Genomic DNA, 16,210 nt, shown 5'->3' with positions numbered 1-16,210 from the left:
ATACTGTCGGGCGGACAGGAATTTAAGCCCTCGGACAGACTACCCACTGTCTATTAGGTGAGAGCTTAGTAGATAAGGTAACTGGTTGAACAGGGAATCCCTCGCTTTTAGCGATGGGAGCGTCAAGATACTCGTACATTTTTCTTTAAAATTTCATCAAAGGTTCGTAGTTGCGCTTCAGCGCGCATTTTAGGGCTAAAGCCCAACAACGAGCAATTCGGTTTGTAGTTGCGCTTCAGCGCGCATTTTAGGGCTAAAGCCCAACAACGAGCAATTCGGTTTGTAGTTGCGCTTCAGCGCGCATTTTAGGGCTAAAGCCCAACAACAAGCAATTCGGTTTGTAGACTTGCAATTTCAGCCCAGACCGATATAATGGACGATCCCCCTGTGATCAGCCCGGACTGAAGTCCTCATGATGAAGGGTGGACTAAATGCTTCTTCCGCCTAGATCAATCTCTCGGATCGGAGTTTAAGATCACTAAAGTAGTGGACAGTAAACCTTTCACTGTCCACGAACCCTTATCAAAAAAATCAACCGTCAATCAGGTTAACGCACAATATGGAAAATCAAACCCTTAAACATACTTCTACAGTAGAACATCCCTACCCGGGTCAGCCTTGGCTAGTAGAAGAACGAGATGCTTGTGGAGTAGGCTTTCTCGCCAATACCACCGGAAGCGTCAACCATGAAATTATTGAACAGGCACTGGGGGCATTAGGTTGTCTCGAACATCGGGGAGGCTGTAGTGCCGATTACGATTCCGGCGATGGTGCAGGCATCATGACAGGGATTCCTCGCTTAGTGTTTGAGTCTTGGTTTAGCGAACATCAGATCCCCATGCCCGGAGTTGATCAATTGGGTGTAGGGATGGTGTTCTTGCCCCAAGGAGAAGCCGAAGCCCAAGCCGGACGGGCTTATATTGAGGAGATGGTGCAACAGGTGGGGGTGCAGGTGTTGGGGTGGCGGGTAGTGCCGACTCATCCCGAAGTTCTCGGCCCCCAAGCGCGGCAATATATGCCCCGAATTGAACAGGTGATGGTGACATCGGATACTTTGAGTGGGGCGGAATTGGACCGGGTTTTGTATATTGCGCGATCGCGAGTCGGAAAAAAACTCTCCGATGACTTCTATATCTGCTCCTTCTCCTGCCGCACCCTAGTCTATAAAGGAATGGTGCGTTCCGTCATCCTCGGCGACTTTTACTCCGACCTCAAAAACCCCCAATACACCAGCCTATTCGCCGTCTATCACCGCCGTTTTAGCACCAATACCATGCCCAAATGGTATCTCGCCCAACCCATGCGTTTACTGGGGCATAACGGCGAAATTAACACCCTCCTCGGCAATATTAACTGGATGGCCGCCCGGGAAAATCATCTCACTGTACCCGGCTGGACTCAGGAAGAACTCCAAGGCCTCACCCCCATTGTTAACCCCGCCAATAGTGACTCCGCTAACTTAGATAGTACAATGGAACTGTTAGTGCGTACAGGCTACAGTCCCTTGGAAGCGGCCATGATTTTGGTTCCCGAAGCCTACAAAAATCAACCCGACTTAGAACCCTATCCCCACATTGCCGACTTTTACGAATTTTACAGTAGTATCCAAGAACCTTGGGACGGGCCAGCGCTCTTAGTCTTCTGTGATGGAAAAACCGTCGGCGCGAGCTTAGACCGCAACGGATTACGCCCGGCCCGCTATTGTCTGACCCATGATGGGTTAGTCATTGTCGCCTCCGAGGCCGGAGTGGTTCCCATTGATGAAAGTCGCATTATTGAAAAAGGACGCTTAGGCCCCGGTCAAGTGATGGCCGTAGACTTAGAAACCCACGAAGTTCAGAAAAATTGGGAAATTAAAGAACGCATCGCCATTTCTAAACCCTTTGGGGAATGGGTCAAAACCCATCGTCAGTCCCTGTCCGCGCAACCATTCGGCGACCAACGCACCTATAGCCACCCGGAACTGTTGCAACAACAAACCAGCTTCGGCTACACCGCCGAAGATGTGGAAATGATTGTGATTTCTATGGCCCTAGATGGCAAAGAACCCACATTCTGTATGGGAGATGATGCCCCCTTAGCGGTTCTCTCAGAAAAACCCCGTCTGGTCTACGACTACTTTAAGCAGCGTTTTGCCCAAGTGACTAACCCCCCCATTGACCCTCTACGGGAAAGTTTGGTCATGTCCTTAGTGATGGAATTAGGGAAGCGGGGGAATTTGCTCAACGTGCAACCGTCAGATGTGGCCACGCTGAAAGTCTCTACTCCGGTGTTAAACGAAGGGGAATTAGCGGCCATTAAAGCCTCCAATTTTGCCCCGGCCCCCCTCTCCACCCGTTACCCCGTCGCCGATGGTCCAACCGGGTTACAAAGAGCCTTAGAAACCCTCACCCAGCAAGCCGCCGAAGCGGTGAAAGGCGGGAGTCACATTCTGATTTTAAGTGATGCGATTTCCCCCCAAGGGGCAACGGAACCCCTCCCGGCTGACCAGACCTATATTCCTCCCATGTTGGCTGTGGGGGCTGTCCATCACCATCTTATCCGGGAGGGACTGCGCCTAGAGGCCTCTATTGTGGTGGAAACGGCTCAATGTTGGAGTACCCATCATTTCGCCTGTTTAGTGGGTTATGGAGCCTCTGCCATTTGCCCCTATTTAGCCCTAGAAACCGTCCGAGACTGGTGGCAGAGTGATAAGACTCAAAAGATGATGGAACGGGGTCAGATTGCGCAATTAAGCCGATCTGAAGCCCAATCCCACTATCGCAAGGCGGTAGAGGCGGGATTACTGAAAATTCTCTCTAAAATGGGGATTTCTCTGTTGGCCTCCTATCATGGGGCGCAAATTTTCGAGGCCATTGGTTTGGGTCCCGATGTGGTTGATTTCTGCTTTAAGGGGACGACTTCCCGTTTGGGGGGTATGACTTTAGCGGATTTGGCTCAAGAAACCATGACCTTCCATCAGCGCGCTTTCCCGGAACTCCACGCCAACAAGCTGGAAAACTATGGTTTTGTGAAGTATAAACCCGGTGGGGAATATCATATGAATTCGCCGGAGATGGCGAAAGCCCTTCATAGTGCGGTGCGTGGCTTTAAAACCATGCAGGAAGAAGGGAATGGGGCTAAAGCCTTGATTGAACAGGGCTATGATCATTATGAGACGTATTTGAAGTATCTCGAAGACCGCCCAGCTACTGCTTTACGGGATTTATTGGACTTTAACAGCGATCGCTCCCCCATTGCCCTGGATGACGTGGAAGGGGTGGAAGAAATTGTCAAACGCTTCTGTAGTGGGGCGATGTCCTTGGGGGCTTTATCCCCGGAAGCCCACGAAACTCTCGCGGTGGCGATGAATCGTATGGGGGGGAAATCCAACTCGGGGGAAGGGGGCGAGGACTCCCTACGCTACCGGGTGATTGATGATGTGGATGAGAACGGTTTATCGCCCTCTCACCCCTATTTGAAAGGCCTGCGCAAGGGAGACACGGCCAATTCTGCGGTCAAACAAGTGGCCTCGGGACGCTTTGGGGTGACTCCTGAGTATTTGATGAGTGGCGACCAAGTGGAAATCAAAATGGCGCAAGGGGCAAAACCGGGCGAAGGGGGTCAGTTGCCGGGGAAAAAGGTGAGTGATTATATTGCTATGTTGCGGCGGTCTAAAGCGGGGGTGACGCTGATTTCTCCCCCTCCTCACCATGATATTTATTCCATTGAAGACTTAGCACAATTGATCTTTGACCTCCACCAAATCAACCCCACGGCGAAGGTTTCGGTTAAGTTGGTGGCGGAAATTGGCATTGGTACGGTGGCCGCTGGGGTGGCAAAGGCCAATGCGGATGTGATTCAAATTTCTGGCCATGATGGGGGGACTGGGGCTTCTCCTTTGAGTTCGATTAAACACGCCGGGGTGCCTTGGGAATTGGGGGTGACGGAGGTGCATCGTTCGTTACTGGAAAATCATCTGCGCGATCGCGTTCTCCTACGAGCCGATGGTGGCATCAAAACCGGATACGATGTCATCATGGCCGCCCTCATGGGGGCTGAAGAATACGGCTTTGGTTCTGTGGCAATGATTGCGGAAGGTTGTATCATGGCTCGGGTCTGCCATACTAACGCTTGTCCCGTCGGGGTGGCCACTCAACAGGAACGCCTGCGCAAACGGTTCCCCGGTACCCCCGATGATGTGGTGAATTTCTTCTATTTTGTGGCCGAAGAAGTGCGCCAACTCCTCGCCCGTTTAGGGTATCGTTCCCTAGAGGAAATCATCGGTCGTTCTGATTTGCTCAAAGCGCGGGACCATTATGCTGTGACCAAAACCCAAGGGTTAAATGTCACCTGTTTAACTTTACCCCCAGTGACGGAAGATCGGTCTTGGTTAGTCCATGAAGCGGTTCACAGTAATGGCCCGGTCTTGGATGATGAACTATTAGCCGATGCTGAGATTATGGGTGCAATCACAGACCAAGGCACTGTTACCAAAACGGTGAACATTGTCAATACGGACCGCAGTGTAGGCGCTCGGATTGCCGGAGAAATTGCCAAACGCTACGGAGATCAAGGGTTTGCTGGACAGCTAAACTTGAATTTCCAAGGGGCGGCCGGGCAAAGTTTCGGGGCCTTTAACCTCCCCGGCATGATCTTACACTTGACCGGAGAGGCCAATGATTATGTGGGGAAAGGGATGCACGGGGGCGAAATTATCATCACCCCTCCCGCCAACGCGCCTTATAATCCGGCGGATAATGCCATTGTGGGCAATACCTGCCTCTACGGGGCAACAGGTGGCACTCTTTACGCCAATGGACGCGCTGGGGAACGTTTCGCGGTGCGGAACTCCCTGGGCCAGGCCGTAATTGAAGGGGCGGGAGATCACTGTTGTGAGTATATGACTGGGGGTGTGATTGTGGTGTTAGGCTCCTGTGGCCGCAATGTGGGTGCGGGGATGACGGGGGGATTGGCTTATTTCTATGATGAAAGTGGCCGTTTTCCCAGTCATGTTAACCCAGAAATCGTCAAGATTCAGCGCGTTGCTACTCCGGCCGGGGAGCAACAACTCAAGGGGTTAATTGAAGCCCATGTTGAGAAAACGGGGAGTCCTAAAGGCAAGGCGATTTTAGGGGATTGGGAGAATGCTTTACCGAAGTTCTGGCAAGTGGTTCCCCCGTCGGAGGCCGATAGTCCCGAAGCGGGAGCGGTGAGCGAGGATAAGGCGCTGTCTGCGGTGTAATCCTTGAGATGAGGGGTGGGGGATTCTCACCCCTAGCAATGGGGTTTTTGGAGGGGCGATTCTCGTTGTGAGACGCTACGGGAACGCCTATTTTGACCCCACCGGATTAACTGTTTCGTCTTGACTATGCTTTTTCAGAGTTTGGTTGAGTTTCCCCGTCGGCAGTTCCCAGGTTTCCGACCTCAAACCTGAAACCGGGTTTCTTGCACCGACCCATTTCCCACTACAGCATCCCTGAAACCCGGTTTCTTTCCCCCCACTAGCCAAAATCTGCACCTCCAATTGATCCAACTGGTCAAAACTGGCAAACCCCCAACCGCCGCGATTCCAAAACAATTTGGGTACTTTCGGAGGTTTCGAGACGAATGGTGAGGAAATCGGTGCGATCGCCATAGCGAGCCACTGCTTCCATTACCCGGTTTTGCACATCACTCCAATTCACCACGCAATCTCCCGTGCAGCTAAATCTACTATTTTAAGCCAAACCAAAGGAGAGGACACAACCCCGCACCTGATCATGGAAGATTCCCCGCTATCCTAAGAAAGGTAGCGGTAACACTTGGGCTTGACCTGAGTGGAATCAGTAGAGGTGTTTTGACTACGCCTTTGAAGCTCAATCTTTGGGCTATTCAAGAATCTCAGCGTCTTTAGACCTGAGAGTGTCAAATCTAAACTCCTACCACCTTCTCCCCATGGTTCACACCCCCATCACTCCCCAAACCCTCTACCCCGACACCGACGGCCAACCTATGGCAGAAAACACCTTGCAATATCGCTGGATTGTGCGCCTCGTCGCCAACCTGAAGCGACTCCTGAAAGACCAGCAGGCTTTTGTTGCGGGGGATCTCCTCTGGTATCCTGTCCCCGTTACGCAACCCCCCGCCCCCTGCCAAGCCCCTGATGTTTTCGTTGCCCTGGGCCGCCCTGCCGGGGACAGATCCAGCTATAAACAATGGGAAGAAGATAACATTGCTCCTCAAGTGGTTTTTGAAATTATTTCTCCCAGCAACACGATGGCAGAAATGACAAATAAGCAAATGTTCTATGAACAATATGGGGTGTTGGAAATGTTTTTTTATGATCCCGAACAGGATAATTTTTGGGGCTTCCACCGTACCCGCCCCGATCAGGGTTTTACCCTGCTGACCCCCCTCCATCTTCCCTGGACTTCTCCCCTTTTGAATATCCGTTTTGAATGCTCTCCTGAAGGTTTAGCGGTGTATCATCCTGATGGAGAATTATTTAAGGAACCTGAAGCAGTTTTTGAGGAGCGCGATCGCGCTTTTGCCAAACTCCGGGAACTGGGCATTGATCCCAATACACTCTAAACCTTAAACTCACAGCTTCGGGAATGGGGAGGGCAGTGGGATGCTGAAGTTGTGGCAGAAACCCGATTTCTGGATTTAGGGTGCGATCGCAAATCTGAGGGAATCGGGGGGCGGTAAGGAGGGGTCGCTGTTCAAAAGGCAGGGAGGCTATGGTAGACTCAGTTTCCGGGGTGGCGCGAAGTGTGTTAAACAGTTCGTTTGTCAACTCCTCACCTAAATCTTTACCTTTTTTTTAATACTGTTTAAGCTTTTGTAAGATTTTCTCGAACTGGTTGAATCCACTGCCATACTCAGAAAAACTATATTACTGAACATCTAAAGTTTGGGATAATTTGGAGGTTGCATCTTTAAATAGACTGTTTAACAGCCCTCTTTATTTTCTGAAGACTTACAGTTCAAGAGAAGTAGTCATAAAATCCTTCCCTTTCTAGAATCACTTTGTTTACTCTTTATCGTTTGTGGAGAAAATAGCTAGTCATGTCTAGACCTGATAACTACGATCCAGTTGAGGAAGAACGCAAGAGAGACGGCAATCGTTCTATTGCACAGAAAATAAGAAATCGATTAAATCAATTAGCAAATGCCAATGATAAAGATAAACGTCGTTGGATATGGGAATTGCTACAAAATGCAAGGGATACATATCAAGATCGACCAGTTGATATTGAAATCAACCTTTCGAGTGATGTACTAGAATTCAGGCATAATGGAGGACACTTTTCTCCCAGAAATGTCACCAATTTAGTTCATCAACTTTCGTCTAAAGAAGGCACGAAGAGTATTGGTCGATTCGGAACAGGCTTTTTAACAACTCATACACTATCTCGACTAGTAGACGTAGAAGGAATATATTCAGATGAAGAAAGCCTATACTCATTCAGCATTACTCTTGATCGCCAAGGCTCTACGGAAGAAGAATTAATTGAAGGAGTTGAAAATTCTTGGTCTAGTTACCAGAAGACTCAGATAAAATCTATCCAAGATCCTTGGACAAAATTCTTGTACAAGAATCCAAACCAGTTAATTGCAACTCTTACACTTGAAGATTTTGAATCATCGATTCTTTATACATTGGCGTTTGTAGAAAATCAAATTGGAACAATCAAAATCAAAGATGCAGTAAACTCAAAAGAATCAGAGTTCACTTTAGTTGATAAAATTGTTTGTACGGATAGCTTGTTCATATTACAGTTTCTTTGTTTTTGTGGTGATCAAGAAGATGAAATTTATTTGCTCTATGCAACTGATTCAGAAGGAATAGAACTAGCAATTGAAATTGAACCAGTTGGCTCTAAATATAAAATCAAACCAATAAAACATAATACGCCTCGCTTGTTTTGTGCATTTCCATTGATTGGGACAGAATCATTTTCTTTTCCTATGGTTTTTAACAGTGTAAATTTCAATCCTAAAACTGAACGGGATGGTCTGTATTTACAAGGTGATAGTTCTGATGTAGACAGAAATAAAGAAATTATAGAAAGAGGTGTATTACTTTATCAAAAGGTTTTGGAGTATGTTAGTGAACAGGAGTGGTTTGATTTATATCAACTTGCTGCGAATAGTTGTCCTCCTGCTAATGATGATTTTGATGAGGATTGGTATAAAAAAAATATACTCGGCAACATTCGCGAATCTTTACTGACGATTCCTATTGTTGAGTCAGAAGCCGGGAACAGACTGTATATTTCTCGTGATAATAAGCCTGCACTCTGGGTTCATCCATCGCCGCACACCGGATAGGGGATACCATCGGGATTTTACCCCACCCCCGCCACCGAGAAACCCGGTTGCTGAAGACCTCTAGCGATCGCTTCACTGGAAATGACTTACCACTTCCCTAGAGATTATCGTCCCCCTTCAACGTTACCACTCCGGGCGGACGGGGGTCGAAACTCACGCGATCGCCTCCCCAATGGGTAACTGGAGATTGATATCGAGCGATTCTTTTTTGTAAACGCTACCTCAAGTTTTTCCCTGCTCAAAAGCCCGAACCTTCTCATATAAACTATCCACTGTTTCATCCAAAAATATCTCATCTTTACTCAACAAATAATCCCCTTCCCCCAGTTGACAAGCCACAACAAATCTCGCAAATTTGACAGGAGCCATGTGAGCAGATAGGATTTTTAGCGCCTCTTTGATAACTTGTTGTTCCGTCGGTAAATCAACCTTCATAATCAACCTCCGTGATAAAATAGGTAGGATTCATAACGGGTAAATCTAGTCCTTGGCAGCGATTAATCAGACGTTTATCGCAGGTGAGAAAATAATCACTCCCAGACGCTTCCGCGCTGGCAATGTGTAAAGCATCTAAAGACTTAATACCCATCTCTTCCAGTGCTTTTGCTCGAAGGCGGATCTTAGGTGTCAGTTTCTGATATATCTTGGACAAACTCAGCCAGAGATTGATAGCATCATAAGACATTAACTTAAACTCAATTATCTCACATTCCTCCTCCGTCATCTGCAAACCCTGTGCCCCCACTAGCCAAGAAACCGGGTTGCACTCATCCCCTCATTTTCCCCCCAAACCTTCCCAAAAACCCGGTTTCTTGGTGAATAGATTCAACCTTTTACACAAACTACTTGGCGCAAAGTGGCAACAATTTCTACTAAATCGGCTTGTTGATTCATGACCTCCTCAATAGACTTATAAGCGCCGGGAATTTCATCCAAAACATGGACATCTTTTCGGCATTCAATCCCCTTGGTTTGTTCGACTAAATCATCTACGGAAAAGTGCTTTTTCGCTTTAGTCCGAGACATTTTCCGCCCTGCACCGTGACTACAACTACAGTAACTGTGAACGTTGCCTTTGCCTTTGACAATAAAGGATTTTGCGCCCATAGAACCGGGAATAATCCCATAATCTTCGGTAGTTGCACGCACGGCACCTTTCCGAGTGACATAGACTTCTTCGCCAAAATGAATTTCTTTTTCGGCGTAGTTATGATGACAATTGACGGTTAATAAGGGTTTGGTGGGTTTTCCTCCAGCAACATATTTTTCTACAATGCGTTTGAAACGCATCATCATGACATCCCGGTTGTAACGGGCGTAATTTTGCGCCCATTGTAAGTCCCGCCAATAGTGTTGGAATTCAGGGGTTTCTGTGACAAAGTAGGCTAGGTCTGGGTCGGGTAATTTTTGCCCGGCTAGTTTCATTAATTCCTTGGCGGTGCTGATATGGCATTGGGCTAGTTGGTTGCCGATATAACGGGAGCCGGAATGAAGCATTAACCAGATGGAATTTTCACTGTCTAAACATAATTCAATGAAGTGATTTCCTCCCCCTAATGTTCCCATTTGATGTAGGGCGCGGCTTTCAAAGCGTTGGACTCCTACATGGAGTTCTTTAAAGTCTTTCCAGCCTTGCCAGTTGGTGGCGGCTTTTTCGACTTCTTTGTTTTGGTTGAAGCCAACGGGAATTTCTGCTTCAATAGCAAGGCGAATTTCCTTGAGTTTACCTTCTAATTGATCGGCATGAAAGGGCATTTTGACGGCGGCCATGCCACAGCCAATATCAACGCCAACGGCGGCGGGAATAACGGCGTCTTTGGTGGCAATGACTGAGCCAACTAAAGCCCCTTTCCCGAGGTGAACATCTGGCATTAAGGCAACGTGCTTGAACACAAAGGGTAAGGAGGCGACGTTTTTCGCCATTTTTAGTTCATCTGAGGCGAGGGGATGCCCAGCCCAAGATAATACAGGTGTTGGCGTGGATAAGGATAAGGGTTCGTAAGCCATGATGGTCTATGCCAATAAGGTTAGCGATTTTCGGGATTCTGCGCCTTGGGAAGGTGTTGACTGTGAATCGCAAAACATACTACAAATATGTTACATATATTTTCAGGGATTGTCTAGGGGTGGCGATGAATTAATGGTGGCTGTGGATGGAATGGGGGGGAAAGGGTTGGTCGTAGGTCTTGGAAAAGGGAAATTTCTGATAAGATCCTTGAAGAGAGAAATTATTACTGCACCTTATATGGCCTCTGCAACTTTATTCCCTAATGCCCCTGATGTTTCGGCTACAGATTATTGTGTTTTTGGTTTAGCGACTTGTTTTGTGCGGGATGGGGGGGAAGTTTCCCAAGTGGAAGTGATTGAACCGATTCCTAGTTCTGCGTTGGAAGCACTGATGAAGGGGATTCCTACGTCTTATCAATGGGCTTCTGGCAAGAATTTAGGAGATTTTTTTGGGGCGGATGAAATCACGATTCCGGCGGAGTTTCCGAGTGATGCGAAATTGTGTGAAAATTTTGCGGAACGGGCAGTGGCGGCTTCTCGGACTTATAAGCGTCGCCCTGAAGCTCAGGTTTTGATTCCTTTGGGGACGAAGAAGGAGGATTTTAATTACTCGACGGAGAAAAAACGGGTGCTGAATGCGGAAAATATGGTGAGTGCGGAAGATAATGTGAAACAACACGCTTATACGCATCAGGTATTGTAAGGGGTTGTTGGGAGATAGTCTAAATGTATCAACTAAATTCCCTTGAAAGTTCCCTCAAGCACTTTTTTGGTTATGATTCTTTCCGCCCCGGACAACGGCAAATTATCACGGAGGCACTGCAAAATCGGGATGTGTTGGTGATTATGCCGACGGGGGGCGGGAAGTCTTTGTGTTATCAACTCCCGGCTCTGTTGCGGTCTGGGGTGACGATTGTGGTGTCTCCTTTGATTGCTCTGATGAAGGATCAGGTGGATGCGCTACAGAATAATGGGATTGGGGCGACTTTTTTAAATAGTAGCTTGGAACGGGAGGAGGTGCGCGATCGCGAACACCAAATTCTCTCGGGGTCTATTAAGCTGCTCTATGTTGCCCCAGAACGTTTGTTGAGTGAGTCTTTTATCCCGTTTTTGGATATTTTGCGCGATCGCCTAGGTCTTGCGTCTTTTGCCATTGATGAGGCCCATTGTGTCTCAGAATGGGGTCACGATTTCCGCCCGGAATACCGTCAACTCAGGCTTTTACGGCAACGGTATCCTGATGTTCCCATGATGGCACTCACAGCCACCGCAACCCAACGAGTTCAACAGGATATCATCAACCAACTGGCACTACAAGCCCCCCATTTTCACATTGCCAGCTTTAATCGTCCTAATTTATACTACGCCGTTCAGCCTAAAGAAAAACGCAGTTATCTCCAACTTCTCAAGATCATTCAAGACCATGCTAATGGTTCAGGCATTATCTATTGTCTCAGTCGTAAAAATGTTGAAGAAATTGCCGCCCGTCTGCAACGAGATAATATTTCTGCTTTACCGTACCATGCAGGCATGACTCCAGAACTGCGCAACCATAATCAAACCTGTTTTATCCGGGATGATGCGCAAATTATTGTCGCTACGATTGCCTTTGGCATGGGGATTAATAAGCCTGATGTACGCTTTGTTCTACATTATGATCTGCCCCGAAATTTAGAAGGATACTATCAAGAATCAGGACGGGCTGGACGGGATGGGGAAAGTGCAACTTGTATTTTATTTTATAGTTCTAGTGATATTTTTCGCGTACGATATTTTATCGACCAAAAACCCGATCCCAATGAACAACGCATTGCTTACCAACAACTAGAACAAATGATTGATTATGCGGAGGGAACAACTTGCCGCCGCACTATTCAGTTAAGCTATTTTGGGGAAAAGTTTAAGGGAAATTGCCAGAATTGTGATAATTGTCGCGACCCGAAACCTATCGAAGATTGGACAATTGAAGCGCAAAAGTTTCTGTCTTGTGTTGCCCGGACTAAAGAGAAGTTTGGCATGAGTCATATTATTGACGTATTACGGGGTTCTCGGAGTAAGAAAGTTGAGGGATATGGTCATCATTTACTCTCGACCTATGGCATTGGTAAAGATAAGAGTAAAGAGGAGTGGAAAATGTTAGCTCGTGCTTTACTTCATCAGGGATTAATCAATCAAAGCCAAGATGGTTATAATACTTTAAAGTTGAATAAAAAAAGTTGGGAAGTGTTACGGAAACAGCGCGAAGTTTCCATTGCGGTGACTCCACAAAAATCAACAAAACGGGCAGGAGAGGAACCGTTACAAAGTTCTGATGCCCAGATGTTATTTGAAAGATTACGAAAATTACGCAAACAACTGGCGGATGTAAATGGTGTGCCGCCCTATGTTATTTTTGCGGATTATAGTTTACGGTTAATGGCTGAGAAAACGCCGCAAAATTTAGATGATTTTGCTAAAATTTCAGGGGTAGGGGCGCAAAAGTTAGAGCGTTATGGGGAACAGTTCGTTTCAGCGATTCGTGAGTTTTGTTATCAAAACAATAGTTTCATTAATCGTCTCAGCGATACTCAAATGCAAACCCTTGAGTTATATCGGCAGGGCTTAAGTTTGGAACAAATTTCCCAAGAGAGGAACTTAAAGTCTACAACAATTGTTAATCATTTGAGTGATCTAATAAAATGTCAGCAAGACATTGACATCAGTCGCTTTGTCCGTGGGGAACGACAAAAACAGATTATAGAAGTTATTGAAAAAGTAGGAGGGGAACGTTTAACGCCGATTAAAGAATGTTTGGATGATAGTTTTTCTTATGATGAAATTCGTCTGGTTTGTAGCTGGTGGCAAACGCGAGGTAAAGTCAACAGTGAACCGTAATTAATGATTAATTATAAATTATCAATTCTAAATTTCCCTACACCCTACCCCGACGGCTTTTGAAAACAGTGGTACATTAAGGAAAACTCCGAATTAGAATAGAGAGTGTCATGGGTACTGAACTACAATCCCGCTTAGAGCAAATCCTCGGAGATAAACGGTTGATCGTAGGTGCGATTGTAGTGGCGATCGCAGCCGTCGGAGGAAGCACTTGGTATGCCTTACGAATGACCCCTAACGTCGCCGAGAACCCCTCATCCCAAGAGAGCGCACCTCCCCCCACCATAGAGGCTGTCACCGCCCTAGGACGCATAGAACCCCTCGGAGAAGTGATTAACGTCGCTCCCCCTTCCAACACAGGAGGGGCGAAAGTAGCGCGCTTATTGGTGAAACAAGGCGATCGCGTCGAACCGGAACAAGTGATTGCCGTCCTTGATAATTACAACCGCCTCATGGCAGGTGCCGAACGCGCCCGACAGGAAATTACCGTCGCCGAAGCCAACCTAGCCATCGTCCAAGCGGGGGCTAAACAGGGAGAAATCGAAGTCGCCCGCACCACTGTTGAACGCCTCACCGCCCAACTCGCCCTAGAACAAGAAAGCCAAAGAGCCATCCTACAACGTCTCGAAGCCGAAGGGAACAACGCCAACACTGAATATCAACGCTATGCCCAATTATACGAAGATGGAGCCGTTTCCGCCTCAGAACGCGATCGCCTCCGTCTCAACCTCGAAACCGCCAACAAACGCCTAGAAGAAGCCAAAGCCAACGCCCAGAATCTCCTAACCACCCTAAACAAACAAATCCAAGAAGCCCGAGCCAATTTAGCCCGCATTCAAGAAATCCGCCCCGTCGAAATTCGTCAAGCCCAAGCCCAAGTAGAACAAGCTAAAGCCGCCTTTTTGCAAGCCCAAGCGGATCTAGACTTAGCGGTTGTGCGATCGCCCATTCCCGGCCAAATCCTCAAAATCAACACCCACCCCGGAGAAACCGTCAAAGAAACCGGAGGCATTGTGCAAATCGGGCAAACCAACCAAATGATGGTAGTCGCAGAAGTCTATGAAAGTGATATTAGCAAAGTGCAACCCAACCAACGCGCCATCATCACCAGTCAAAGCGGTTCCTTTGAGGGAGAATTACAAGGCATCGTCAGCAACATTGGGCTACAAATTGGTAAACGCGACGTACTAGACACCGATCCCGCCGCCGATGTCGATGTTCGCGTAGTCGAAGTGAATATTATGCTTCCCCCAGCCGCCAGTCAACAAGTCGCCGGACTCACCAACGCCAAAGTTTTAGTTAGAATCCTACTTTAAAACATGAAAATCCCCCTCGCTTGGTTGCAACTCACCCACGAAAAAATCCGCCTTTTGGTGGCCCTAGCAGGCATTAGTTTTGCCAACATTTTGATGTTCATGCAGTTTGGCTTTAGAGATGCCCTCTTTGCCAGTGCTGTTGTGTTGCATAACCAACTCGAAGGCGATATTTTCCTGATGAGTCCCGAATCCAACGCCCTCATCGCAATGGCCAGCTTTTCTAAACGTCGGATTTATCAAGCCTTGGGCGTGCAGGGAGTCGCTTCCGTCCATCCCTTATACTTAGACTTTGCCCTCTGGAAAAATCCTGAAACTAACGCCACTCGCTCCATTATGGTTATTGGCATTAACCCCAATGAAAACATCTTAAAAATCCCTGCCATTGAAGCCAACTTAGATCAAATTAAACTCTCCGATGTGGTGTTATTTGACGAACGTTCCCGCCCCGAATTTGGTCCAGTAGTTGAATGGTTCAATCAAGGAAAAACCGTCACCACCGAAGCCGTTGGGCGGCGCTTAACCGTTGGCGGATTATTCCCCCTTGGGGCATCCTTTGGCGCAGATGGCAACATTGTTACCAGTGATTTAAACTTTATTCGGATGTTCGGTAAAACACGAGATCCCAGCGTCATTGATGTAGGGGTGATTAAAGTTCATCCCGGGACAGATCCTCAGCCGATCATTAATGTTTTAAGAGAACAACTGCCCAATGATGTTTTAGTCTTATCCCGTCAAGAATTTATTGATTTTGAGAAATCCTACTGGCAAGAAAGCACCGCCATTGGGTTTATTTTCTCCCTTGGCGCAGGCATGGGATTTATTGTGGGCATGGTGATTGTTTACCAAATTCTCTATACCGACGTTTCCGATCATTTGCCCGAATATGCCACATTAAAAGCAATGGGCTACAAATCTTCTTATTTACTTAAAGTCGTCTTTCAAGAAGCCATTATTTTAGCCGTTGTAGGCTATATTCCCGGTTTTTTACTCTCCACTACCTTATATTCTGTCACAGCCGATGCAACCAGCTTACCTGTGCAAATGGATTTCCAAAAAGCCAGTTTAGTTTTTAACTTAACCATGGTGATGTGTATTGGTTCAGGAGTCATTGCTGTACGACGTTTAGATGCAGCCGATCCCGCCGATATTTTTTAGGCAATCCGCGCCACTTGCCCCGCGCTCTCCCTGTAGAAAAGCGTCGGTAGGAAGTCAGGAATTCCCCCTTTCGGATATAGCAGAAATTCCTGGAAAATGCTCAACAAACTGCACTGTAAAATCTGGAAAATGCTCAACAAACTGCACCGTAAAATCTGGAAAATGCTCAACAGACTGCCATTGTCCACAACGATTGGGGAAGGCGTTTACCCACTGAACTTTTAGTTGGGGAAAACTAGAAACCACTTTGATTTTAAAATCCGGTAAATTTTCAACAATTTTGACCTTGCCATAGAGGGGTTGATTTTTATAATGGCACTGGGTTAAACTACTGTGAGCGAATAAGGGAATAGTCAACCGCAAAAATAAGGAAATACCCAAGATCAATCCTAAAATAACCCAGCGGCTTTTTTTTATCCCGCGCAACCATAAATTCATCGTTTTGGAGTCCTTTTATCCCTCGGCTTAACTTATCCCCCAGCTTAACTTATCCCTTGGCTTAACATCCTGATACCGTAACGCTCAAATTATCCTACCATTTTGCTTTAAGTTGACTCTCCTAA

At 47.1% G+C, this 16,210-nt stretch carries 13 protein-coding genes; 7 read left to right on the top strand and 6 right to left on the bottom strand.

Translation table 11 applies throughout. The features are described from left to right. Window positions 1-559 precede the first annotated feature (559 nt). Window positions 560-5,224, top strand: coding sequence for a glutamate synthase-related protein (locus K4A83_RS10960; RefSeq protein WP_265264578.1), 4,665 nt, complete (start codon window positions 560-562; stop codon window positions 5,222-5,224). 87 nt (window positions 5,225-5,311) lie between these two features. Here the strand turns inward: K4A83_RS10960 and K4A83_RS10955 are convergent, their stop codons facing one another. Together K4A83_RS10955 and K4A83_RS10950 are read right to left on the bottom strand one after the other, a co-directional pair. Beyond that, window positions 5,312-5,560: a hypothetical protein gene (locus K4A83_RS10955; RefSeq protein WP_265264577.1), complete on the bottom strand. Its 249-nt coding sequence runs from the start codon at window positions 5,558-5,560 to the stop codon at window positions 5,312-5,314. Continuing rightward, window positions 5,520-5,666 (bottom strand): hypothetical protein, encoded by a 147-nt coding sequence (locus tag K4A83_RS10950; protein WP_265264576.1) that lies wholly within the window; start codon window positions 5,664-5,666, stop codon window positions 5,520-5,522. Before K4A83_RS10950 ends, K4A83_RS10955 begins: the two co-directional genes overlap by 41 nt. 250 nt (window positions 5,667-5,916) lie before the next feature. Between K4A83_RS10950 and K4A83_RS10945 the strand changes: the two genes are divergently transcribed. After that, a complete protein-coding gene (locus K4A83_RS10945) occupies window positions 5,917-6,552 on the top strand; it encodes a Uma2 family endonuclease (protein WP_265264575.1) in 636 nt (211 codons plus the stop codon). Between the two features lie 477 nt (window positions 6,553-7,029). Continuing rightward, window positions 7,030-8,295, top strand: a complete 1,266-nt coding sequence (locus tag K4A83_RS10940; protein WP_265264574.1) for a sacsin N-terminal ATP-binding-like domain-containing protein — start codon at window positions 7,030-7,032, stop codon at window positions 8,293-8,295. A 222-nt stretch (window positions 8,296-8,517) separates the two neighbouring features. Here K4A83_RS10940 and K4A83_RS10935 read toward each other — a convergent pair whose 3' ends face one another. From K4A83_RS10935 to K4A83_RS10925, 3 genes are all read right to left on the bottom strand, one after another. After that, a complete protein-coding gene (locus K4A83_RS10935) occupies window positions 8,518-8,730 on the bottom strand; it encodes a hypothetical protein (protein ID WP_265264572.1) in 213 nt (70 codons plus the stop codon). Next, window positions 8,720-8,980 carry a PIN domain-containing protein gene (locus tag K4A83_RS10930; RefSeq protein ID WP_265264571.1) on the bottom strand — a complete coding sequence of 87 codons (261 nt, stop codon included), beginning with the start codon at window positions 8,978-8,980 and terminating at the stop codon, window positions 8,720-8,722. The genes K4A83_RS10935 and K4A83_RS10930 overlap by 11 nt, the downstream gene beginning before the upstream one ends. Before the next feature lie 140 nt (window positions 8,981-9,120). After that, window positions 9,121-10,302: an RtcB family protein gene (locus tag K4A83_RS10925; protein WP_265264570.1), complete on the bottom strand. Its 1,182-nt coding sequence runs from the start codon at window positions 10,300-10,302 to the stop codon at window positions 9,121-9,123. Window positions 10,303-10,540: 238 nt separating this feature from the next. Between K4A83_RS10925 and K4A83_RS10920 the strand changes: the two genes are divergently transcribed. From K4A83_RS10920 to devC, 4 genes are all read left to right on the top strand, one after another. Next, a complete protein-coding gene (locus K4A83_RS10920; protein WP_265264569.1) occupies window positions 10,541-11,005 on the top strand; it encodes a hypothetical protein in 465 nt (154 codons plus the stop codon). Between the two features lie 23 nt (window positions 11,006-11,028). Continuing rightward, window positions 11,029-13,176 carry a DNA helicase RecQ gene (gene recQ / locus K4A83_RS10915; RefSeq protein WP_265264568.1) on the top strand — a complete coding sequence of 716 codons (2,148 nt, stop codon included), beginning with the start codon at window positions 11,029-11,031 and terminating at the stop codon, window positions 13,174-13,176. Window positions 13,177-13,286: 110 nt separating this feature from the next. Continuing rightward, window positions 13,287-14,492: an ABC exporter membrane fusion protein gene (locus tag K4A83_RS10910; protein ID WP_265264567.1), complete on the top strand. Its 1,206-nt coding sequence runs from the start codon at window positions 13,287-13,289 to the stop codon at window positions 14,490-14,492. 3 nt (window positions 14,493-14,495) lie between these two features. After that, window positions 14,496-15,647, top strand: coding sequence for an ABC transporter permease DevC (gene devC, locus K4A83_RS10905; protein ID WP_265264566.1), 1,152 nt, complete (start codon window positions 14,496-14,498; stop codon window positions 15,645-15,647). Window positions 15,648-15,701: 54 nt separating this feature from the next. Here devC and K4A83_RS10900 read toward each other — a convergent pair whose 3' ends face one another. Beyond that, window positions 15,702-16,028 carry a hypothetical protein gene (locus K4A83_RS10900; protein WP_265264564.1) on the bottom strand — a complete coding sequence of 109 codons (327 nt, stop codon included), beginning with the start codon at window positions 16,026-16,028 and terminating at the stop codon, window positions 15,702-15,704. Window positions 16,029-16,210 lie beyond the last annotated feature (182 nt).

Origin of the sequence: Spirulina subsalsa FACHB-351 (assembly GCF_026130165.1) — a bacterium.
GTDB lineage: Bacteria > Cyanobacteriota > Cyanobacteriia > Cyanobacteriales > Spirulinaceae > Spirulina_A > Spirulina_A subsalsa_A.
Note: the sequence above shows the minus strand (reverse complement) of the source record. Positions and strands in the feature narration are given on the sequence as shown.